The sequence below is a fragment of the Janthinobacterium sp. RA13 genome, from assembly GCF_000745325.1.
Lineage (GTDB): Bacteria > Pseudomonadota > Gammaproteobacteria > Burkholderiales > Burkholderiaceae_D > Janthinobacterium > Janthinobacterium rivuli.
Window position 1 is genome coordinate 3108022 of record NZ_JQNP01000001.1, and the last position, 20628, is coordinate 3128649.

General features: G+C 64.3%; 18 protein-coding genes. 15 read left to right on the plus strand and 3 right to left on the minus strand.

Translation table 11 applies throughout. The features are described from left to right. The first annotated feature begins 163 nt into the window (after positions 1–163). Both FG13_RS13780 and FG13_RS13785 read left to right on the plus strand, forming a co-directional pair. A complete protein-coding gene (locus FG13_RS13780; protein WP_152598766.1) occupies positions 164–1036 on the plus strand; it encodes a hypothetical protein in 873 nt (290 codons plus the stop codon). Further along, the gene (locus FG13_RS13785; RefSeq protein ID WP_035821681.1) at positions 1033–2535 is read left to right on the plus strand and encodes a hypothetical protein; all 1503 of its coding nucleotides are present in this window, start codon (positions 1033–1035) and stop codon (positions 2533–2535) included. The genes FG13_RS13780 and FG13_RS13785 overlap by 4 nt, the downstream gene beginning before the upstream one ends. Positions 2536–2724: 189 nt before the next feature. On the opposite strand, the gene FG13_RS13790 is transcribed toward FG13_RS13785, so the two are convergent. Next, on the minus strand, positions 2725–3144 hold the full coding sequence (locus FG13_RS13790) for a hypothetical protein (protein WP_081922572.1): 420 nt from the start codon (positions 3142–3144) through the stop codon (positions 2725–2727). A 285-nt stretch (positions 3145–3429) separates the two neighbouring features. Here FG13_RS13790 and FG13_RS13795 point away from each other — a divergent pair, with 285 nt between their 5' ends. Continuing rightward, complete coding sequence (locus FG13_RS13795) at positions 3430–4500, plus strand: hypothetical protein (RefSeq protein WP_035821685.1); 1071 nt, start codon at positions 3430–3432, stop codon at positions 4498–4500. A gap of 3 nt (positions 4501–4503) precedes the next feature. Here the strand turns inward: FG13_RS13795 and FG13_RS13800 are convergent, their stop codons facing one another. Beyond that, a complete protein-coding gene (locus FG13_RS13800; RefSeq protein ID WP_035821688.1) occupies positions 4504–5463 on the minus strand; it encodes a LysR family transcriptional regulator in 960 nt (319 codons plus the stop codon). A 110-nt stretch (positions 5464–5573) separates the two neighbouring features. On the opposite strand from FG13_RS13800, the gene FG13_RS13805 reads away from it, so the two are divergent. Both FG13_RS13805 and FG13_RS13810 read left to right on the plus strand, forming a co-directional pair. Further along, a complete protein-coding gene (locus tag FG13_RS13805; RefSeq protein WP_035821690.1) occupies positions 5574–6413 on the plus strand; it encodes a phytanoyl-CoA dioxygenase family protein in 840 nt (279 codons plus the stop codon). Beyond that, positions 6413–7234 carry a sugar phosphate isomerase/epimerase family protein gene (locus FG13_RS13810; RefSeq protein ID WP_035821693.1) on the plus strand — a complete coding sequence of 274 codons (822 nt, stop codon included), beginning with the start codon at positions 6413–6415 and terminating at the stop codon, positions 7232–7234. Before FG13_RS13805 ends, FG13_RS13810 begins: the two co-directional genes overlap by 1 nt. Before the next feature lie 5 nt (positions 7235–7239). Here FG13_RS13810 and FG13_RS13815 read toward each other — a convergent pair whose 3' ends face one another. Next, entirely contained in the window at positions 7240–8157 is a 918-nt protein-coding gene (locus FG13_RS13815; protein WP_035821695.1) for a LysR family transcriptional regulator, read from the minus strand. 121 nt (positions 8158–8278) lie between these two features. On the opposite strand from FG13_RS13815, the gene FG13_RS13820 reads away from it, so the two are divergent. From FG13_RS13820 to FG13_RS13865, 10 genes are all read left to right on the plus strand, one after another. Continuing rightward, positions 8279–9154, plus strand: a complete 876-nt coding sequence (locus FG13_RS13820) for an aldo/keto reductase family oxidoreductase (protein WP_152598767.1) — start codon at positions 8279–8281, stop codon at positions 9152–9154. Between the two features lie 21 nt (positions 9155–9175). Next, positions 9176–9637: a MarR family winged helix-turn-helix transcriptional regulator gene (locus FG13_RS13825; RefSeq protein WP_035821698.1), complete on the plus strand. Its 462-nt coding sequence runs from the start codon at positions 9176–9178 to the stop codon at positions 9635–9637. A gap of 165 nt (positions 9638–9802) precedes the next feature. Next, on the plus strand, positions 9803–12178 hold the full coding sequence (locus FG13_RS13830) for a M1 family metallopeptidase (RefSeq protein ID WP_035821701.1): 2376 nt from the start codon (positions 9803–9805) through the stop codon (positions 12176–12178). After that, entirely contained in the window at positions 12175–12663 is a 489-nt protein-coding gene (locus tag FG13_RS13835; protein ID WP_035821703.1) for a DUF6702 family protein, read from the plus strand. The genes FG13_RS13830 and FG13_RS13835 overlap by 4 nt, the downstream gene beginning before the upstream one ends. Positions 12664–12677: 14 nt before the next feature. Beyond that, complete coding sequence (locus FG13_RS13840) at positions 12678–14714, plus strand: TonB-dependent receptor (protein ID WP_035821705.1); 2037 nt, start codon at positions 12678–12680, stop codon at positions 14712–14714. 102 nt (positions 14715–14816) lie between these two features. Next, positions 14817–15551, plus strand: a complete 735-nt coding sequence (locus FG13_RS13845; RefSeq protein WP_035821707.1) for a 2OG-Fe dioxygenase family protein — start codon at positions 14817–14819, stop codon at positions 15549–15551. A gap of 142 nt (positions 15552–15693) precedes the next feature. Next, positions 15694–17055, plus strand: coding sequence for a hybrid sensor histidine kinase/response regulator (locus FG13_RS13850; RefSeq protein ID WP_035821709.1), 1362 nt, complete (start codon positions 15694–15696; stop codon positions 17053–17055). Between the two features lie 265 nt (positions 17056–17320). Next, positions 17321–18049, plus strand: coding sequence for a CerR family C-terminal domain-containing protein (locus FG13_RS13855; protein ID WP_051959032.1), 729 nt, complete (start codon positions 17321–17323; stop codon positions 18047–18049). Then, the gene (locus FG13_RS13860; RefSeq protein WP_035821711.1) at positions 18046–19458 is read left to right on the plus strand and encodes an efflux transporter outer membrane subunit; all 1413 of its coding nucleotides are present in this window, start codon (positions 18046–18048) and stop codon (positions 19456–19458) included. Before FG13_RS13855 ends, FG13_RS13860 begins: the two co-directional genes overlap by 4 nt. 12 nt (positions 19459–19470) lie before the next feature. Next, a complete protein-coding gene (locus tag FG13_RS13865; protein ID WP_035821713.1) occupies positions 19471–20628 on the plus strand; it encodes an efflux RND transporter periplasmic adaptor subunit in 1158 nt (385 codons plus the stop codon).

Below are 20628 nucleotides of genomic sequence, written 5' to 3' on the forward strand. Positions count from 1 at the left end.
AACCTTTTCCTGGAGTCATTCCACTGCGTTCTGCCGCAATATTACCTTACGCAAGCACGGCAACGGCGCACCGGCGCGGTGTTCCATCGCCTTGATACCGATCAAAAAGCATCCGCCGCCGCGGCCTAAGCTGGAAGCACCGGTCAAGGACAAGGAGAACGCCATGTCAGCCCATCTGATCATCGAAGACGGCCAGCCCTGGTGGGACAGCGCCGATATCTGGGTCGTGCCGGGCAATGATCCGAATGGTCCGCCCGGCGCGCCCATCGCCGGCACCAGCAACTACCTGTGGGGCCGCGTGCACAACACGGGCGACAGCGCCTCGAACGGCGTGCGCGTGGATTTTTACTGGGCCGACCCTTCCGGCCAGATCGCCGTCGGCGCCGCCACGCAGGTCGGCTCCGCGTTTGCCGACTTGCCACCGGGCGCCACGCAGGAAGTGCTGTGCCTGGTGCCCTGGATCCCCGTCATCGTCAATGGCGGCCACGAATGCCTGCTGGCCGTTGCCCACGGCCCGGGCGACATCAATCCGCTGCCCGATCCCCTGCCCAACGGTTTTCCCTTTCAGCCCAAACAGCACGAGCAGATCGCCCAGCGCAACGTCACCGTGGTGCTGGCAGCGCGGCGCGCGCAATTGCTGACCATCGCGGTGGCGGCCCTGCCCCGCGCAACGAAAAAAGTGGAACTGCACATTGAGCAGGGCGGCGAGCTGCCCGAGCGCCTGCTGGCCACCCTGGGGCTGGAGCGATGGCAGCCCGCCAAGGAAGCGCGCCTGGTAGCGGGCCTGGCGCGCACGCCCCATTGCAATGGCGATGCGCCCGGCGAGCAAACGCTGGCGCTGGAAGTGCCGCGCGGCCAGGCGCAAGCCGTGTACCTGAGCCTGCGCGCCGAAGCCTTGCCGCCACGCCAGTATGCGCTGCTGCGCGTGCTGGAGAGCCAGGATGGCAAGCTCATGGGCGGCGTCACGTATGTCGTTACCGACCTGGAGAAAGAGCAAGCGCAAGAGCGGCACAGCCCCGAGGAGCAAGCATCATGAGCGATACCCCCCTGCAGGTGCTGACGCGGCCGTTCGCAATCGAGCCCGTCACCAATATCATGCTGCCCGATGGCATCTTCGACAATGCCATCTATGGCTTGCGCATCGCCGCCCACGTCACCAATATGTCCGGCAGCGCCCTGACGAATGTCACCGTGTACCTGGAAAGCGTGGGCGACCCCGGCATCGTGCCCGTGGCGCGCACCTTTTTCTTTGCCAGCATTCCCGCCGGCGCGGCCATGCTGGTCATGTGGGATGCCGACTTCCAGCATGCGGCGCCCGGCAAGCGCCTGGTCAGCTTTGTCGCCAAGGCGGACGGCTACACGCCGCACCGCTCGATCCAGCAGATTTTTGTGTCGCAAACGCGCTTCGACAGCGCCACCAATACCTACACGTGCACGGTTGAGGAAGGCACCCTGGAACTGTCCAAGCCGCAAGGCCACCTGCCGGGCAAGCGCTGGGGCAGTACGGGTAATGATGGAAAAGAGTGCCGCTGCCCGCCCGGCCTGGGACCGATCGTGCCGACCGGCATGACCCTCGTCTGGACGCCGAATCCCGCCTACGCGGGCACGCATGGCGAGCTGCCGTTTTCCGACCCGTGGTGGAAGGTTCTCGCCATCATCATCGCCATTATCGCCGCGCTGGTGGCCATCATTGCTGCCGCGCTCGGTTCAGGCAAGGCCAGCTTCAGCGTAGGCGGCAGTTTCGAGGAAACCGATCCCAGCGTCGATTGCTGCTCGCTCGAAGGGGCCGGCTCGGGCCAGCCCGAATTCACGGTGGCAGGCGTGGCCTCGGCCATCGCCTCGGGCGCCATCGCCGTCGCCTGCTCCGACATCGCGGACCCGTTCTGGCGTGGCCAGGAAGCAACACCACCGGCCGCCGGCGAACTGACCCTGGCCGAGCGCGTGGTGGCGAAATGGGTGCTGCCGGAAGCGCCGAACGCGGGCCTGCCCTACACGGCCGACATCAGCTGGGAATATCAACGCTTCACCACGGGCGCCACCTACCAGCATGCCGTCACCGAAACGCAAGTCAACATCCACGTGGCGGGGCCCGTGGAAACGGATACACCCGCCGTCGTGCAAGCCTACGAACCGCTGTGGATACGCGCCAGCTTCCAGCGCGACAATGGCAATGTCTTCCGCGGCACGGAGCTGTATGCTTTCGTGCTGTTCCAGGCGCCGCAAGGACTGTATTTCGTGGAATCGCTGACCGACGACGGCCTGGGCTTCGACCCGGGCGCCAACGATGGCGTGTACGCAGGCAGCCTGGACTTGAAACGGGCTTACCGCACCCTGCTGCAATATGATCAAAAGGTCTACGGCACCTGGCGAGTCTTCGTTTTCGCCCAGGACGTCAACCTGACCAAGCCCGGCACGCCGCCGGAAATCGCCGCCCAGCACATCGGCGGCATGTTCGTCGCCAGCGCCATCGAAATCACCTTCGACGATACATTACCCTGCCCGCTCAAGGCGCAGGCAAATATCGTCGTGGTGTAGTAAGAAGCGAGGTCAGGCGTAGGTCGGATTAGCGGGGCAAAGCCCCGCGTAATCCGACAACATTGTTGGCTCCCGTACGCACACCACGAGCGACTGAGAAAATGCTCAGGGCTAGGCGCCGCCCCGAAGACAGTACTTCAGTACGGCGAGGGGCAGGCAACAACGCCATGGGCGTTTTATCAACCGCTCCTACACCTTGACGCTTTCAGGCTTGGCAATAAGCGTGCGCGGAATGATATCCGTCGCCGGGCAAGTATCCATCGCCTCCGAATACGCAAGCCAGCGCTGCAGGCTTTCCATGCGGCGTATCGTGATGCCCTTGCCATTGATATAGCCGATCTGCTCGAAATTGGCGGGACTGGTGGTCAGTTTCGATACGGTGGGCGCATTGTCGACCAGGCGGTCGTAGGCCTTGCGCGCCTTGTGCTCCCACTTGGCCAGCACGGGGTCGTCAAAGCGGTTGCTTTCAAAATACACGGTGATGGTGCGGTCGTGGTTGGCAAAGCCGACGATGGCAGCACCCTTGCGTATGGTCAACAGGACATCTTCCTTGACGCCCGTGACGGGAACGAAGACGGCGGCGCGCCCATCCGTATCCGGCCGCTCCATGGGAATATCTTGTCCGATTATGCTCATCACATCACACTCTTAATCATTGCCTGCTGGCTTGTTGTCCCTGCATCACTGAAAGCGGACTCCCTGCGCATGCGTGCGTTTGACGCTGCGCCGGGCCGCTGCCAGGCTGTGTTTATCAAATAATACATTGCCGTAAAGCACTACACAAGATAATCAGCGGCATGGCGGCCGCCCGTCCTGCGCCGGATGGGGAATGGTGGCGTCCCGGGCAATCGCCTTATAATGCTGCGATTACTTCCCGTCCCCCACCTTCGCACCATGACGCTTCCCGAGAATGACACCAGCCGGCTCGACGCCATCAGCGCCGCCGCCACCGAAGTGGCCGCACAAAACGTGGCCGACTTGCTGGCCATGGCCATCTGCCACCGCCCGGACGAACCGGCCCTGATCGTCTGCGACAAGCGCAGCTGGCTCAACGTCGTCCTGACGGAAGCGTATCGCCAGGCCTTGCCGGACGCGACCTTCATCGATTTCGACGAGGTCACGCCCGAGGCCGTGCTGGCCGCGTTTGCCGACCTGCCGGCCGGCAGCCTCGTCGTGCTGATCCAGTCGACCAGCTTCCGCCTGGAAGCGTTCCGCATCCGCATCGAACTGTTCAAGCGGGGCCTGAAAGTCATCGAGCACGTGCACCTGTCGCGCATGCCCGGCGTGCAGGGGTTGCACTACATCGCCTCGCTGGCCTACGACCCCGCCTACTATCGCGGCGTCGGCCATGCGCTGAAGGCGCGCATCGACGTCGCCCGCCACGGCATGGTCGACAGCGGCGGCGAGCAGCTGGTCTTTGCTTCGCCGTTCGAATCGGCCAAGCTCAATATCGGCGACTACAGCGGCATGAACAATATCGGCGGCCAGTTCCCCCTGGGCGAAGTGTTTACGGAAGCGCAGGACCTGGAAGCGGTGAACGGGCGCGTGCGCATTTTCGTTTTTGGCGACACGCACTTCATGGTCAACCGCCCCGACACGCCGATCACCCTGATCATCGACAAGGGCAGAGTCACGGGCACGGAAAACGCCACGCCGGAATTTACCGCCATGCTGGAGATCATCCGCGCGCACGAAGGCGAAGTGTGGGTGCGCGAGCTGGGCTTCGGCATGAACCGCGCCTTTTCGCGCGAACAGCTGGTCAACGACATCGGCACGTATGAGCGCATGTGCGGCATCCATCTGTCGCTGGGCGCCAAGCACGGCGTCTACACGAAACCGCAATTCAAGCGCAAGGATGCGCGCTACCACGTCGACATCTTCGCCGTCACCGAGGCCGTCTACCTGGACGATGAGCGCGTGTACGCAGATGGCGCGTGGACGGTGGAGCCGGTCGCTTTCAATTGAACCTCAGCTGAAAAAACCTGCCGCTTCCAGCTCGCGGTCCCATGGCGGCACGGGCTGGTATTCGGCCACGAGGAAATCGATCAGCGCGCGCACCTTGGGCGATGGCTGGCGGCTGGCCGGATACAGGGCGCTCAAGTGATTCAAGGGCAGTTCCCAGTCCGTCAGCACGGGCACCAGGCTGCCATCGAGCAGGTTGCGCCAGGCGAGGAAGGTGGTGCTGTAGACGATGCCGAGCCCCCGCTGCGCCGCCTGGTGCAGCACCAGGCCGTTATTCGCCGTAAACCCCGCCTGCACGCGCACGCTCACTTCCTCGCGCGACTCACCTTCTCCACGCTGGAAATGCCAGTTCGTGCCATCGGTCAGGTGACTGAAATGCAGGCACTGGTGCTGCAACAGCTCTTGCGGCGTGCGCGGCACGCCCCATTGCGCCAGGTAGGCGGGGCTGGCGCACAGCACGGCGCGGCACGGCGCCAAAGGCCGCATGGCCAGCGCGCTGCTGTCCGGGATGCCGCCCACGCGGATGGTCAAATCAAAACCGTGGCGTATCGGGTCGAGCAGGGCGTCGTCGACAAACAACTCGGCTTGCACCTGCGGGTGCAGCAGGCTGAAACGGGCAACGGCGTCGGCCAGCCACGCGCTGCCGAAACTCGACGGCGCCTGGATGCGCAGCGGCCCGGCCAGCTCCGCCCCCGCTCCCGCCTGCGCCACGTGCGCCACCATGCGCGCCGCTTCCTGCGCCTGGCTGACGGTGGCCATGCACGGCGCCAGGTAGGCGCGGCCCGCGTCCGTCAAGCTTACTTCGCGCGTGGAGCGGTGCAGCAGGCGTGCATGCAGGCGTTCTTCCAGCTGCATGATGGTCTTGCTGACCATGGCGCGCGTCAGGCCCAGGCGCTGGCCGGCCACCGTAAAGCTGCGCTGGCGCGCCACTTCGACAAAGATTTCCATCGCTTTTAGTTGATCCATGTCAAAGATTGTCTTCTCTTTGGCGACAATCTGTCAACCGCTGGGCGATTGTTTGCCGCCCTCGCCCATCCTACAATGGCGCTTTCCATAGACCTTCCGGAGCCGCCGCCATGCTAACGATCGAACAACAAGAACAGTATCAACGTGACGGCTACATCATCCTGCCCGATTTCAAGGGTGCGGACGACATCGCCGCCCTGCGCGCGCGCGCCGAGCAGATTGTCAACGAATTCGATCCCAGCGTCAGCCAGTCGATCTTCACCACGCGCGACCAGGCAAAAAACACCAACGATTATTTTCTCGCTTCCGACAACACCATCCGCTGCTTCTTCGAAGAAGAAGCGTTCGGTCCGGACGGTCAATTGAAGCAGGCGAAATCCCTGTCGATCAACAAGATCGGCCACGCCATGCATGACCTGGATCCCGTCTTCCGCAGCTTTTCGGCAGATCCGAAACTGGCAGCAGTGGCGCGTGACCTGGGTCTGGCGGATGCGCAGGTGTGGCAATCGATGTACATCTTCAAGCAGCCCGGCATCGGCGGCGAAGTGCGCTGGCACCAGGACGCCACGTATTTCGAGACCACGCCCATCAGCGTGACCACCTTCTGGTTCGCGCTGGAAGACGCGACCCTGGACAACGGCTGCCTGTGGGCCGAACCGGGCGGCCACCGCGGCCCCCTGCGCGAACGCTTCATCCGCAACGGCGACGCCGTGCGCGTGGAAAAACTCGACGCCACGCCATGGCCCGACGACAGCACGGCCGTGCCCTTGGAAGTCAAGGCGGGCGCCCTCGTCTGCTTCCACGGCTTGCTGCCCCACTACAGCGCGCCAAACCGCTCGCCCGTCTCGCGCCACGCCTACACCTTGCACGCCACCGACGGCCAGACCGAATATGCTGCCCACAACTGGATACAGCGCGACGACTCCTTCCCCGTGCGGGGCTTCGTCTGATGCGCATCGAGGTTTTCGCCGCCCACTGGGGCAATAACGCGCTGCCGCCCGACGTCTTCATCGACAAAGTGCTGGCGGCCGGTTTCGACGGCATCGAGATGTCGCTGCCGCTGGACGCCGCCCTGCGCGAGGAATGGACGGACCGCATCGCCAAGGCGGGACTGCAGCTGATCGCCGCGCAGTGGGAAACCGTCTTCCACAGCGACTTCGAGCTGCACCGCGCCGCCCTGGCAGAACTGCTGGACAACGCCTGCCTGGCGCGTCCCGTGCTGGTCAACACGCACACGGGCAAGGATTACTACAGCCAGGCGCAAAACGCGGAATTGATCGACCTGGCCGCCGCCATCTCGGCAAAACACGGCGTGCCCATCGTGCATGAAATCCACCGCAGCCGTTTTTCCGGCCACCCGATGCTGCTGCTGCCGTATCTGCAGCACTATCCCGAGCTGCCATTGACGGCCGACCTGTCGCACTGGTGCTGCGCCTGCGAGTCCTTGCTGGAAGACCAGCCGCACACGCTGGCGCAAGTGCTGCCGCTGGTGCGCCACGTGCATGCGCGCGTGGGCCATGCACAAGGTCCGCAAGTAGCCGACTTCCGCGCGCCGGAAGCAAAACCGGCGCTCGACGCCCACCTGGCCTGGTGGGATGCCATCGTCGCCCTGCGCCGCGCGGCTGGCGCCGAGCGCATGACGTTCACGCCGGAATTCGGTCCCGCGCCGTACACGCAAACCTTGCCATACACGCAGCAGCCCGTGAGCGACGCGTGGGAACAGAACGTGGCGATGCTGCAGCTTTTACGCCAGCGCTATCCGGCGGAGTAAGGAAACTACGGAAGCTGCGCAAAATTGGCCTGCACAAAATCGATGAAGGTGCGCAGCGGCGCGGGCAGGTGGCGCCGGCCCGCATAGTATAAAAACGGGCCGGGAAAGGGCATCGCCCAGTCTTCCAGCACGGGCTGCAGCTGGCCCGCATCGATATATGGCTGCAGCCACTCTTCAAACAGATACACGAGGCCATGGCCGGCGACGGCCATGCTGACCGCAAAATCAGCCGCCGTCGGCGTGACGATCACGGGGCCGTCCGGCTCCACGCTCACTTTTTGCCCGTCCCGTTCGAACTCCCACGGTGGCACCGCGCCACTGAGGAATTTCCCCAGCAGGCAGGCGTGCTGGAGCAGGTCGCGCGGATGCACGGGCACGCCGCGCTGCGCCAGGTAGGACGGCGCGCCCGCCACCGCGAAGCGCTGCGTGCGCGGGCCGATCGGGATGGCGATCATGTCCTGCTCCAGCCTTTCGCCATAACGGATGCCCGCGTCGCAACCGCTGGCGACGACATCGACAAAATTATTATCGACCACCAGCTCGACCCTGATCTGCGGATAGGCGCGCAGGAACTGGTCGACCATGGGCTGCAGGAAGAAGCGCGCCGCGTTGACCGGCACGTTCAGGCGCAAGGTGCCGCGCGGGCTGTCGCGCAAGTCGTTCAGCACATCGAGCGCGCTGCTCACTTCCTCAAGCGCCGGGCGCAAGCGCGTCAGCAGCAGCGCACCGGCCGCCGTCGGCGTGACGCTGCGCGTCGTGCGTTCCAGCAGGCGGATGCCCAGTTGCTGCTCCAGCCGGCGCAGCGCCTCGCTCATGGCGGACGCGGACTGGCCGCTGGCGCGCGCGGCCTGGCGAAAACCCTGGTGCCGGGCCACCAGGGCAAAGGCGGCCAGGTCGGCCATGGAAGGGTTGTCTGCATGCATGGGAGATAGCTTTCATTGTGCGGAAATGAGTACAGCCTGTGCCGGATTGACCCGATTATCATACAGCGCAATCGGCCTTACGATGGTGGCTCCCTTACTCGACCACCACACAGGAGCTGCCATGCACACCTATTCCCCCGCCCGCGACCAATTCACGCCCGCCCGTTGCGACATCGCCTTCACCCGCCTCGGCTACGGCGCCATGCAACTGGCCGGCCCACACGTCTGGGGGCCGCCGAAAGACCGCGCCGCCGCCGTCGCCGTGCTGCGCGAAGCCATCGAACTGGGCGTCAACCATATCGACACCTCGGACTTTTACGGCCCGCACGTCACCAACCAGATCATCCGCGAAGCGCTGCATCCTTATCGTGACGGTTTGACCATCGTCACCAAGATCGGCTTCGTGCGCGGCGCCGACCAGTCATGGCTGCCGGCCGCATCGCCACAGCAATTGCGCGACGCCGTGCACGACAACCTGCGCAACCTGGGCTTGGACGTGCTCGACGTGGTCAACCTGCGCGCACCGGGCATGGCCGGCCCGGACGGCTCGTCGCTTGCCGAACCGCTGGCCGCATTGGTACAGCTGCAGCGCGAAGGCCTGGTGCGCCATATCGGCCTGTCCAATGTCGATGCGGGCCAGGTGGCCGAGGCACAGCGCATCAGCCCCATCGTCTGCGTGCAGAACCACTACAACCTGGCGCACCGCGCGGACGATGCGCTGATCGATACCCTGGCCGCGCAAGGCATCGCCTATGTGCCCTTCTTTCCCCTCGGTGGCTTCTCGCCGCTGCAGTCCGACACCCTGAACCAGGTGGCGGCCACCATGCAAGCGACGCCGTTGCAGGTGGCGCTGGCCTGGCTGCTGCAGCGCGCGCCGAACATGCTGGTCATTCCCGGCACCTCGTCGGTGGCGCATCTGCGCGAAAACGTCGCGGCCGGCGCGCTCACTCTCGATGCACAGGCGCTGGAAGCATTGAGGTCGCTTGCAACTAAGTAGCGCACTATATATACTGTGCCCATGGATACCACTACCGCTCCCAACCCCTTGCACCAGGTGCCGCGCCTGGATGGCCAGCTGTGCTTTGCGCTGTACTCGACCTCGCTTGCCATGAACAAGCTGTACCGCAAGCTGCTGCGCAAGCTCGGCCTCACCTATTCGCAGTACCTGGTGATGATGGTGCTGTGGGAACGCGACGGCTTGACGGTGTCGGAAGTGGGCGAGCGCCTGTTCCTCGACTCGGCCACCCTGACGCCCTTGCTCAAGCGCATGGAGCAATCGGGTTTGCTGACGCGCACGCGCGCCGCCAGCGACGAGCGCCAGGTCATCATTTCCCTCACGCAGCAGGGCGACCAGTTGCGCCACGAAGCGGCCCTGCTGCCCGAAGCGATCCTGACGGCCAGCCACTGCAGCGTGGAGCAGGTTGTGGACATGAAACAACAGCTGAACCAGTTGCGCGACAGCCTGATGAAAAGTGAGTAAAAGCCCCGCTTTCCCGAGCAAAATCAGGTAAAGCATTGCCTCGACGGCGCCAGGCAAAAGCTGGCGCAAAATCCACCTTTCTTTATTACAAATCGATACATGGATGGCCTCACCCTGCGTATAGAATAGTTGCCACTATTTCCTTACAACAACATCAGGGTGAATATGCGCATACCTTTCGGCTCCGTAGCCTCGCTGGCTCTCTGCTTTACCGTGTCGGCCTTCGCTGCCGAGCCCTTCGACGACAAGTTCCGCCAGCTCGAAGAGGTGTTGCCCACCCCGAATATCTACCGCACCGCCTCCGGCGCGCCTGGCCACGCCTACTGGCAGCAGCGCGCCGACTACACGATCCGCGCCACCCTCGATGAAGCCAAGCGCGAAATCGCCGGCAGCGGCACCATCACCTACCATAACCAGTCGCCCGACACCCTCGGCTACCTGTGGGTGCAGCTGGACCAGAATATCTACAAGCCAGATTCCGATGCGCGCCGCATGGCCACGGCACCGTCGCGCCAGGCGTGGGCCAGGACGGCGGGCGAAGACACCATGAAATTCGAAGGCTTGCGCGGCATCCTGGCGCGCGGCGACTTCCAGGGCGGCTTCCATATCCGCGCCTTGAAAGGTGCCGATGGCCAGCCGTTGAAATATGTTGTGAACCGCACCATGATGCGCATCGACTTGCCGCAGCCATTGAAACCGGGCCAGGATTTCGTCTTCCAGATCGACTGGGATTACCACATCAACGAACAGAAGGTGCTGGGCGGGCGGGCCGGCTATGAAGTCTTCGACGACAAGAACGCCCTGTTCGAAGTGGCGCAGTGGTTCCCGCGCATGGCGGCCTATTACGACGCGGCCGGCTGGCAGCACAAGCAGTTCCTCGGCTCGGGCGAATTCACGCTGGAGTTTGGCGACTACGACGTGCAGCTGACGGTGCCCGCCGACCATATCGTCGCCTCCACGGGCCAGCTGCAAAACCCGCAGGACGTGCTGTCGTCCGCACAGCGCGAGCGCCTGGAAAAAGCGCGCAGCAGCGACAAGCCCGTCGTCATCGTCACGCAAAAGGAAGCGGAAGCGGCCGAGAAAACAGTGAGCCGCGCGCAAAAGACGTGGCACTTCAAGGCGGCCAACGTGCGCGACTTCGCCTGGGCCTCGAGCCGCAAGTTCATCTGGGATGCGCAGGGCTACAAGCAGGGCGGCAGCGATGTGATGGCCATGTCCTACTACCCGAAAGAAGGCAATCCGCTGTGGGAAAAGTACAGCACGCAAGCCATCGTGCACACGATTGAACAGTACAACAAGTACAGCATAGCCTACCCGTATCCGACGGCCATTTCCGTCAACGGCCCCGTGGGCGGCATGGAGTATCCGATGATCTCGTTCAACGGCCCCCGTCCCGTCAAAGATAAAAAGACGGGCGAGCTGACCTACTCGAAGCGCACCAAGTATGGCCTGATCGGCGTGATCATCCACGAGGTGGGCCACAACTACTACCCGATGATCATCAACTCGGACGAGCGCCAGTGGACGTGGATGGACGAAGGCCTCAACACCTTCGTGCAATACCTGGCACAGCAGGCGTGGGAAGAAAACTATCCGGCTTCGCGCGGCGAGCCACGCGAAATCGTCGACTACATGCGTAGCCGGGACCAGGTGCCCATCATGACCAATTCCGAGTCCTTGCTGCAGTTCGGTAACAACGCCTACGCCAAGCCGGCGGCGGGACTGAACATCCTGCGCGAGACCATCCTCGGGCGCGAACTGTTCGACTACGCCTTCAAGGAATATGCGCAGCGCTGGAAGTTCAAGCGTCCCACGCCGGCCGACTTTTTCCGCACCATGGAAGACGCCTCCGGCACGGACCTCGACTGGTTCTGGCGCGGCTGGTTTTATACCACCGACCCGGTCGACATCAGCATCGACGGCATCAGCGAATACGGCGTGAGCTCGAAAGATCCGGCCACGGAAAAAGCGTGGAAAAAAGCGCAAAAGGAGGCCCAGCCGGAATCCGTCACGAGCCGCGCCAACAAGGGCATGCCGCGCCGGGTCGATGCACATCCGGAACTGAAGGATTTCTACAACCAGCACGACGATTTCACGGTGACAAACAAGGACCGCAATGCCTATGCCGAAGCGCTGGCCAACCTGGAGCCGTGGGAAAAGGACTTGCTGAAACAGGGCAAGCATTTGTACCTGGTCGACCTGTCGAACGTGGGCGGCATGGTCATGCCCCTGATCCTCGAGATCGAACTGAAAAGCGGCAAGAAGTACGTCGAGCGCGTGCCGGCCGAAGTATGGCGCTACTCGCCGAAGAAAATCACCAAGGTCGTCATCACGGATGAACCGATGGTGGGACTGGTGCAGGACCCGTACTGGGAAACGGCCGACATTGACACGAGCAACAATAGCTGGCCGCGCAAGATCACGCCATCGCGCCTGGAGCTGTTCAAGAGCGAGAAGTCGCCCAGGGATAACCTGATGCGCGATTTTCATACGCCGCTGAAAGGCAAGAATGGCGGCTCGGCCAAGGGCGACGAGGCATGAAGCGCTGGCGCGCGCTGGCTTGCGCCTTGCTGGCCTGCGCCAGCATGGCCGCTGGCGCCCACAATTTCCACATGGGCATCGCCGACATCAGTTATAACGCGGCCAGCGGCAGCACGGAAGTGGTGCACACCTACACGGGCCACGACGTCGAGGCGCTGCTGACGAACCTGTACCAGCGCCAGTTCGACCTGGGCCAGGAAGACAGCGAAGCGGCGCTGCGCCGCTACGTCGAAAAACAGTTTTACCTGGTGGGACCGGATGGCAAGCGATTGCGCCTGAACTGGGTCGGCATGAAGGTCAATGCCGACAATGTGGCGATCTTCCAGGAGATCGAACGCACGCGCCTGGCCCCCGCCACGCGCATCCACAATCAGTTGCTGATCGACTTCCTGCCCAGCCAGCGCAATACCCTCAACGTGCAGGACAGCGGCACGATCCAGACGCTGATTTTCGACCGCCAGAACACGGAACTGCCGATCCGTTAAGCCCCACTACATCCATGACGCCACGCTCTTTTCCCCTCCTTCTCGCCGCCCTGTTTTCCGCCACCGCCGCCCATGCCGACGATATCTTCCAGCGCGTGCTGGTCGACGGTTCGCGCCTGAACCAGCTGGGCGTGGCCGATTCGGCCAACGCGGGCAGCGTCACGCAACAGCAGCTCGACGCGCGCACCAGCTACCGGCCCGGCGAATTGCTCGAAGCCGTGCCGGGGCTGATCGCCAGCCAGCATAGCGGCGAGGGCAAGGCCAACCAGTTCTACCTGCGCGGCTTCAACCTCGATCACGGCACGGACTTGCGCACCACCGTCGACGAGATGCCCGTCAACCAGCGCAGCCATGGCCACGGCCAGGGCTGGACGGACCTGAACTTTTTGATCCCCGAACTGGCCATGCGCCTCGATTACAGGAAGGGGCCGTATTCGGCGGCGCAAGGCGATTTTTCCTCGGCCGGCGCGGCGTCCGTCGTCTATGCGAACCGCCTGACGCAGGGCGTCGCCAGCGTGGGCATCGGGCAAAACGGTTTTCGCCGCGCCTTGCTGGCCAATTCCAACGATGCGGGCGACGGCAGCCTGCTGTACGCGCTCGAAGCGCAGCACAACGATGGCCCCTTCACGCAGCCGGACCGCTACCGCAAGCTCAATGGCGTGCTGCGCTACAGCGAAGGCTATGCCAACAACGGTTTCAACGTCACGGCGATGGCGTATGACGCCAGCTGGAATGCCACCGACCAGATTGCGCTACGCGCCGTGCAGGACGGTAGCCTGGGCCGCTTCGACGCCATCGATGCCAGCGACGGCGGCAAGGCGCAGCGCTACAGCCTGTCGGGCGCCTGGCGCCAGACTACGGACGACATGTCGTCCAGGGTCAGCGCGTATGTGATCGCCAACCGCCTGGCCCTGTTCTCGAATTTTACGTATGCGATGGACGATCCCGATAACGGCGACCAGTTCGCCCAGCCCGACCGGCGCGTGACGTCCGGCGTCAACGCCAGCCACACCTGGCACCGCCACACGGACAGGGGCAGCAGCGACACCACCATCGGCCTGCAGCTACAGAACGACAATATCCACAATGGCCTGTACAACACGCGGCAGCGGCAGATCCTGTCGACCACGCGGCAAGACCATATCGTCGAATCGAGCCTCGGCGTGTATGCCGAAAACAGCACGCGCTGGTCGCGCTGGCTGCGCACCGTGGCCGGCCTGCGCGCGGACGCCTACCGCTTCGACGTGCGCAGCGACCGCGCCGCCAATTCAGGCAAGGCCAGCGACCATTTGTTCAGCCCCAGCCTGAGCGTGATCGCCGGACCGTGGCGCGATACGGAAGCGTATTTCAACATCGGCAATGGCTTTCACAGCAACGACGCGCGCGGCACGACGATCACGGTCGATCCGAAGACGGGCGAAGCGGCCGACAAGGTCACGCCCCTGGCGCGCTCGCGGGGACTGGAACTGGGCTTGCGCAGCGCCGCCATCGCCGGCCTGCAAACGTCGCTGTCGCTGTACCGCCTGGACTTCGATTCCGAACTGCTGTTCATCGGCGACGCCGGCGCCACCGAGGCGGGCCGCCCCAGCCGCCGCTACGGCATCGAGTTTTCCAGCTACTACAAGGCGGCCAGCTGGCTGTCGCTGGACCTGGACCTGGCGTATGCGCGCGCGCGTTCGCGCGGCAGCGACCCGGCGGGCGACTTCATCCCCGGCGCCATCGAAGGCGTGGCCCAGCTGGCCATGACGGTGACGCCATCGGGGCCGTGGTCGGGTTCCTTGCGCCTGCGCTACTTCGGCCCGCGCCCGCTGGTGGAAGACAACAGCGTGCGCTCGTCGGCCAGCGTGGGCTTGAACGGGCGCATCGCCTACCGGATCGACAAGACCTTGCGCGTGGAGGTCGAAGGCTACAACCTGGCCAACCGGCGCGACTCGGCCATCGACTATTACTACGCCTCGCGCCTGCCCGGCGAGGCGCAGCCCGTCGACGATATCCACTTCCATCCGGTGGAATCGCGCTCGCTGCGCCTGACCCTGGTAAAGAATTTTTAACTCAACAAGAATAATTCCTGTCGCACTGCACAGGAAACGCCGCGAAGTCGTAGAATGCCAGGCTGGATAAACTGAGACAGGCCGCGTTGCGGCCGCACCGCCATGAGCACTTCCGCACCGATCTTTACCGACCCGTCCCACGTCAAGGAAGCCTTGCGCGATGACGGCTATGCCGTCCTGCGCCCGCAGGACGTGGCCGCACTGGCCGGCTGTCCGCTGGCCGCGCTGCGCGCGCTGGAACCAAGCTGGGATACCCTGGCGCTGGACAATTACCTGAAGGATGGCGGCCGCTATCGCCGCCGGCGCCACTCGTGCTTCGTGCAGGACGGCGAGCGTCTGACGCAGACGGCGCACCGTCCGCACTGGCAGCCGGTGGAATACAACGCCCTGCACGGCGGCATGCACCGCCTGTTCGAACCGGTCGAAGCGGCTATCGTCGCGCAAGCGGCCTGGCAGCAGCTGATCCGCGCGCTGGGCGACGCCTGCTCGCAAGTGAAGGGCAGCCAGCCCTGGTTCATCGAGGCGCACCAGTTCCGCATCGATACGACCGATGGCATCGGCCGGCCCACGCCGGAAGGCGCGCACCGCGATGGCGTCGATTTCGTCGCCGTGCTGCTGATCGGGCGCGAACAGGTCAAGGGCGGCGAGACGCGCATCTTCGAAGCGGACGGCCCCAACGGCAAGCGCTTTACCCTGACCGAACCGTGGTCGCTGCTGCTGCTCGACGACGCTGCCGTGATCCATGAATCGACGCCGATCCAGCCCGTCGGCGACCACGGACACCGCGATACGCTCGTGCTGACCTATCGCGCAGGCCAGTTCCAGGGCGAAAACTGACAAGCGGCCACAGCATTCCCTGTGGCCAAAATAGTTACTTGGAAGTTACTTTTGCAGACCTAAATCCGATATAGTCATACGATGTCGATATTGCGCGCTCACGGCGCCCAGCATCACCACACTGAAATCCTAGGAGAGGTCTGTGGACTCCAACAACCAAATCAAGCCTGACGAAATCGAGATCCTGATCGTCGAGGATAGCCCGACCCAGGCGGAGCGCTTGCGCCGCCTGATCCAGTCACTGCACTACAACGCGCGCGTGGCGGCGAATGGCCAGCTGGCCCTGGCCGCCATCCGCGAGCGCAAGCCGCACCTGGTGCTGTCCGATATCGTCATGCCTGAAATGAATGGCTACGACCTGTGCCGCGCCATCAAGTCCGATCCGACCCTGCGCGACATTCCCGTGATCCTCGTCACCTCGCTCAACGATCCGAAGGACATCATCCGCGGCATCGAGTGCGGCGCCGACAATTTCATCCGCAAGCCCTACGCGGAAGACTACCTGCTCAACCGCATCAGCCACATGCTGATGAACCAGAAGCTGCGCAAGAACCAGAATGTGGAAATCGGCATCGCCCTGTACCTGGGCGACCAGAAGCATTTCATCAATGCGGAACGCCAGCAAATCCTCGACCTGCTGATCTCGACCTATGAGCAGGCGGTGCAGGTCAACGGCGAACTGCAGGCGCGCGAACGCCAGGTGATCGAGCTGAACATGCGCCTGGCGCACCATGCGGCCGAACTGGAGACCATCAACCGTGAAATCGCCCTGAAAAACCTGGAGCTGGCCGAGGCGAGCCGCATGAAGTCCGCCTTCATCGCCAACATGTCGCATGAACTGCGCACGCCGCTCAACGCCATCATCGGGTTTACGGGCGCGCTGCTGATGAAACTGCCCGGCCCCCTGACGTCCGACCAGGACAAGCAGCTCAATACCATCCGCGCCAGCGCGCGCCATCTGCTCTCGCTGATCAACGACATCCTCGACGTGGCCAAGATCGAAGCGGGCAAGCTGACCCTGTCGATCGAACCCGTGCACTGCCAGGAGCTGATGGCCGACGTGGCCGACACCCTGCGCCCTCTGGCCCAGCAAAAGGGCCTGGCGCTGGAACTCGAACTGGGCGAGCCGGGCCAATCTCCCGCCATCATCGACACGGACCGCCGCGCGCTGACGCAAATCCTCATCAACCTGCTCAACAACGCCATCAAGTTCACGGAACAGGGCACGGTGCGCATCAGCCTGTCCCAGCGCGACGAGGACGGCGTGCAGGTGACGGAAATGAGCATCGCCGACAGCGGCGCCGGCATCAAGGAAGAAGACCAGGCCAAGCTGTTCCAGGCTTTCTCTCAGCTCGATTCCACCTCCACGCGCCACGTGGAAGGCGCAGGACTGGGCCTGTACCTGTGCCAGAACCTGGCCAACGCCATCGGCGGCGCCCTGTTCTTCAACAGCGACTACGGCTCCGGCAGCACGTTTACGCTGGCCCTGCGCAGCAAGGCCTGAGCTTCTGTGCGCCGCAACATGGAATACCGGCTTTTTGCCATCGAAAAGAGACCGATACAGTAGTTCTACGGTATTGCACTGCACCATTTTCAGCGCTATAGTAGAACTGTCTCCTCCAATTCGTTCTCCGAACATTGGATTCAGCCCGCGAATACAACCGCGGGCTTTTTTTTTGCCTGCGTTTTTCATTATCTTCATCCTTTCTTAACTAAATCAAGCGGCTTAGTTATATCAATCGTTTGAGATATATGATTAAATCTCCGGCATGATTGAAAAAACCGCCATCCCCACTTCCCACGCCGACGATGGGCGCAAGCCCCGTTCCGACGGCGAACAGTCGCGCGAGCGGCTGCTGCATAGCGCCATCCGCCTGTTCGCCGAACAGGGCTACGCCAAGACCTCCACGCGTGAACTGGCGCAGGCGGCCGGCACCAACGCAGCGGCCATCAGCTATTATTTTGGCGACAAGGCGGGCCTGTACCGCGCCGCCTTTGCGCAGCAGTCAGCCGACCCGCAAGACAATATCGCCCTGTTCGACCAGCCGCATTTCACCCTGCGCCAAAGCCTGGAAGGCTTCTATGCGCAACTGCTCGCCCCCATGCAGCAGGGCGACATCGCGCGCGACTGCATGCGTCTGTGGTGCCGCGAAATGCTCGAACCGACGGGCCTGTGGGCGCGCGAGATCGACCAGAACATCCGTCCCGAACATGAAGCGCTCACGCGCGTGCTGGCGCGCCACCTGGGCGCCCCCGACAACAGCGACGACATGCACCGGCTGGCGTTTTCCATCGCCTCGCTGGCCCTGCAGCACATGGTCGGCACCGAGGTGCTGCAAACCTTGCGCCCGCAATTGCTGGAATCGTCGCAGGCCATCGACACCTGGCTGGCGCGCCTGACCGACTACGCGCTGGCCATGGCCGACGTGGAGCGCCGGCACCTGGCCATGCCTCCCTCACTCTCTATACCTCAACGACAAGCAGAAGGACCAGCATGACGACTATTCGATGCACCGTTCAACGCGTCTTGGCCGCCAGCGTCGTGCTGGCGCTGGGCGGTTGCGCCCTGCAGGGGCCGCCCGCAGCGGTGGCCGCCAGCGCGCCCGCGCAGTGGCAGGCGCCGCTGCCGCACAACGGCAAGCTGACGGACCTGGCCAGCTGGTGGCAGGGCCAGGGCGACAGCCTGCTGGTGGAATTGATCAGCGATGCGCAACAGGTCAGCCCGACCATCGCCGCCGCCGGCACGCGCATCGTGCAGGCGCGCGCGGATCGCATCGCCAGCGGCGCCGCGCTGGCGCCCACCTTGGACGCGACGGGCAGCGTGGTGCGCACCAGCCAGCAATCGGCGCAACCGGGCGGCACCACCTCGCAGGCAGCCTTGCAGGCATCGTGGGAAATCGACGTCTTCGGCGCCAACCGCGCCACGCGCGACGCGGCGCAGGAGCGCTACGACAGCGCCCGCGCGCTCTGGCATGAAGCGCGCGTCTCGGTAGCCGCCGAAGTGGCGAACCAGTACTACGCCTTGCGCACCTGCCAGCAATTGCAGGCCGTGTCCGAACAGGACGCCGTCTCGCGCCGCGACTCGGCGCGCCTGACGCAACTGAGCGCCGGCGCCGGCTTCCAGCCGCCCGCCAACGCCGCCCTGGCCCGCGCCAGCGCGGCCGAAGGCGCCAGCCGCGCCATCGAACAACGGGCCGCCTGCGACGTGAATGTCAAGGCGCTGGTGGCCCTGTCGGCCATGCCGGAAGCGTCGCTGCGCCAGAAGCTGGCGGCCAGCCCCGCCATCCTGCCTTCGCCCGTGGCGATTGCGGAACTGCCGGCGCAAACCCTGGGCCAGCGGCCCGACATCTACAGCGCCGAACGCGAAGTGGCGGCCGCCAGCTTCGAAGTGCGCGGCGCGCAGGCGCAGCGCTACCCGCGCCTGAGCCTGGCCGGCTCCATCGGCAAGGGCAATATCCGCGCCGGCGGCACCAGCATCACGGCCAGCACCTGGAGCATCGGCCCGCTGGCCGTCAGCCTGCCCATCTTCGACGGCGGCACCCGCCGCGCGCAGATCGACGCGGCCACGGCGCGCTACGACGAAGCCGTGGTGAAATACCGCGCCGGCGTGCGCCAGGCCGTGCGCGAAGTGGAAGAGGCATTGGTCAACCTGGCCAGCACGGACGAGCGCAGCGAGCATGCGAAAACGGCCCTGGAAGGCTACCGCGTGTCGTTCGTCGCCACCGAGGACCGCTACAAGAATGGCCTGGCCAGCCTGATCGAACTGGAAGACGCACGCCGCACGCGCCTGGCCGCCGAAAACACGGTGGTCATTCTCGAGCGCGAACGCAGCGCCGCCTGGGTGGCGCTGTACCGCGCCGCCGGCGGCGGCTGGAGCAGCAGCGCCATCGCCAACAACGCCCCCTGACGGATACACAACATGAAAAAACTGACCTTGAAACCGATGGCGCTCGCCCTTGCTGCCCTTTGCGTAATGCTGGGCGCCGGCGTGGCCCTGTACTCCCCTTCCTCCACCGCGGCGGACGACGCCAAGGATAAAAACGCAGCGCAAAAACCGGCCCTCACCGTCACCACGGCCAAGCCGCAAACGGCCAGCCTGCCCATCAAACTGCAGGCCAACGGCAACGTGGCCGCCTGGCAGGAAGCCGTCATCGGCAGCGAATCGAACGGCTTGCGCCTGACCGACGTGCGCGTCAATGTCGGCGACGTCGTGCGCGCCGGCCAGGTGCTGGCCGTGTTCTCGAACGACACGGTGAACGCCGACGTGGCCCAGGCAAAAGCCGCCGTGCTGGAAGCGGAAGCGAATGCGCTTGAGGCCGCCGCCAACGCGCAGCGCGCCCGCTCGCTGCAAAGCACGGGCGCCATCAGTGCGCAGCAGATCAGCCAGTACCTGACGGCCGAACAGACGGCCAATGCGCGCATCGCGTCCGCCAAGGCGCAACTGGCGTCGCAGCTGCTGCGTCTGAAATACACGCAGGTGGTGGCGCCCGACAGCGGCATCATCTCTTCGCGCTCGGCCACGGTCGGTTCGGTGGTGGGCGCCGGCACGGAGCTGTTCCACATGATCCGCCAGGGCCGCCTCGAATGGCGCGCCGAAGTGACGGCCACCGAGCTGCTGAATCTGAAACCGGGCACCCTGGCGCAAGTGAAGGCGGCCAATGGCAGCGTCTTGACGGGCAAGGTGCGCATGATCGCCCCCACCGTCGATCCGCAGACGCGCTCCGCGCTCGTGTACGTCGACCTGCCGGCCAGCACGGGCACGAATGCGCCGTTCAAGGCCGGCATGTACGCCAGCGGCGAATTCGAACTCGGCACCTCGGGCGCGCTGACGGTGCCGCAGCAGGCGATTGCCGTGCGCGACGGCTTCAGTTATGTCTTCCGCCTGAATGCCGACCAGCGGGTCAGCCAGATCAAGGTGCAGGCCGGACGGCGCCTGAGCGACCGCATTGAAATCCTGGGCGGCATCACGGCCGACACGACGATTGTCGTCAGCGGCGCCGGCTTCCTCAATGACGGCGATCTGGTACGGAATGTACAGGCACCAGCAGCAGCCAAGCCGGCCGCAGTGAAAAAATAA

What these genes read in the sequence shown, in the direction of transcription:
- FG13_RS13780 (WP_152598766.1), top strand. Translation starts at nt 164, where the DNA reads ATGTCAGCCCATCTGATCATCGAAGACGGCCAGCCCTGGTGGGACAGC.
- FG13_RS13785 (WP_035821681.1), top strand. Translation starts at nt 1,033, where the DNA reads ATGAGCGATACCCCCCTGCAGGTGCTGACGCGGCCGTTCGCAATCGAG.
- FG13_RS13790 (WP_081922572.1), bottom strand. Translation starts at nt 3,144, where the DNA reads ATGGAGCGGCCGGATACGGATGGGCGCGCCGCCGTCTTCGTTCCCGTC.
- FG13_RS13795 (WP_035821685.1), top strand. Translation starts at nt 3,430, where the DNA reads ATGACGCTTCCCGAGAATGACACCAGCCGGCTCGACGCCATCAGCGCC.
- FG13_RS13800 (WP_035821688.1), bottom strand. Translation starts at nt 5,463, where the DNA reads ATGGATCAACTAAAAGCGATGGAAATCTTTGTCGAAGTGGCGCGCCAG.
- FG13_RS13805 (WP_035821690.1), top strand. Translation starts at nt 5,574, where the DNA reads ATGCTAACGATCGAACAACAAGAACAGTATCAACGTGACGGCTACATC.
- FG13_RS13810 (WP_035821693.1), top strand. Translation starts at nt 6,413, where the DNA reads ATGCGCATCGAGGTTTTCGCCGCCCACTGGGGCAATAACGCGCTGCCG.
- FG13_RS13815 (WP_035821695.1), bottom strand. Translation starts at nt 8,157, where the DNA reads ATGCATGCAGACAACCCTTCCATGGCCGACCTGGCCGCCTTTGCCCTG.
- FG13_RS13820 (WP_152598767.1), top strand. Translation starts at nt 8,279, where the DNA reads ATGCACACCTATTCCCCCGCCCGCGACCAATTCACGCCCGCCCGTTGC.
- FG13_RS13825 (WP_035821698.1), top strand. Translation starts at nt 9,176, where the DNA reads ATGGATACCACTACCGCTCCCAACCCCTTGCACCAGGTGCCGCGCCTG.
- FG13_RS13830 (WP_035821701.1), top strand. Translation starts at nt 9,803, where the DNA reads ATGCGCATACCTTTCGGCTCCGTAGCCTCGCTGGCTCTCTGCTTTACC.
- FG13_RS13835 (WP_035821703.1), top strand. Translation starts at nt 12,175, where the DNA reads ATGAAGCGCTGGCGCGCGCTGGCTTGCGCCTTGCTGGCCTGCGCCAGC.
- FG13_RS13840 (WP_035821705.1), top strand. Translation starts at nt 12,678, where the DNA reads ATGACGCCACGCTCTTTTCCCCTCCTTCTCGCCGCCCTGTTTTCCGCC.
- FG13_RS13845 (WP_035821707.1), top strand. Translation starts at nt 14,817, where the DNA reads ATGAGCACTTCCGCACCGATCTTTACCGACCCGTCCCACGTCAAGGAA.
- FG13_RS13855 (WP_051959032.1), top strand. Translation starts at nt 17,321, where the DNA reads ATGATTGAAAAAACCGCCATCCCCACTTCCCACGCCGACGATGGGCGC.
- FG13_RS13860 (WP_035821711.1), top strand. Translation starts at nt 18,046, where the DNA reads ATGACGACTATTCGATGCACCGTTCAACGCGTCTTGGCCGCCAGCGTC.
- FG13_RS13865 (WP_035821713.1), top strand. Translation starts at nt 19,471, where the DNA reads ATGAAAAAACTGACCTTGAAACCGATGGCGCTCGCCCTTGCTGCCCTT.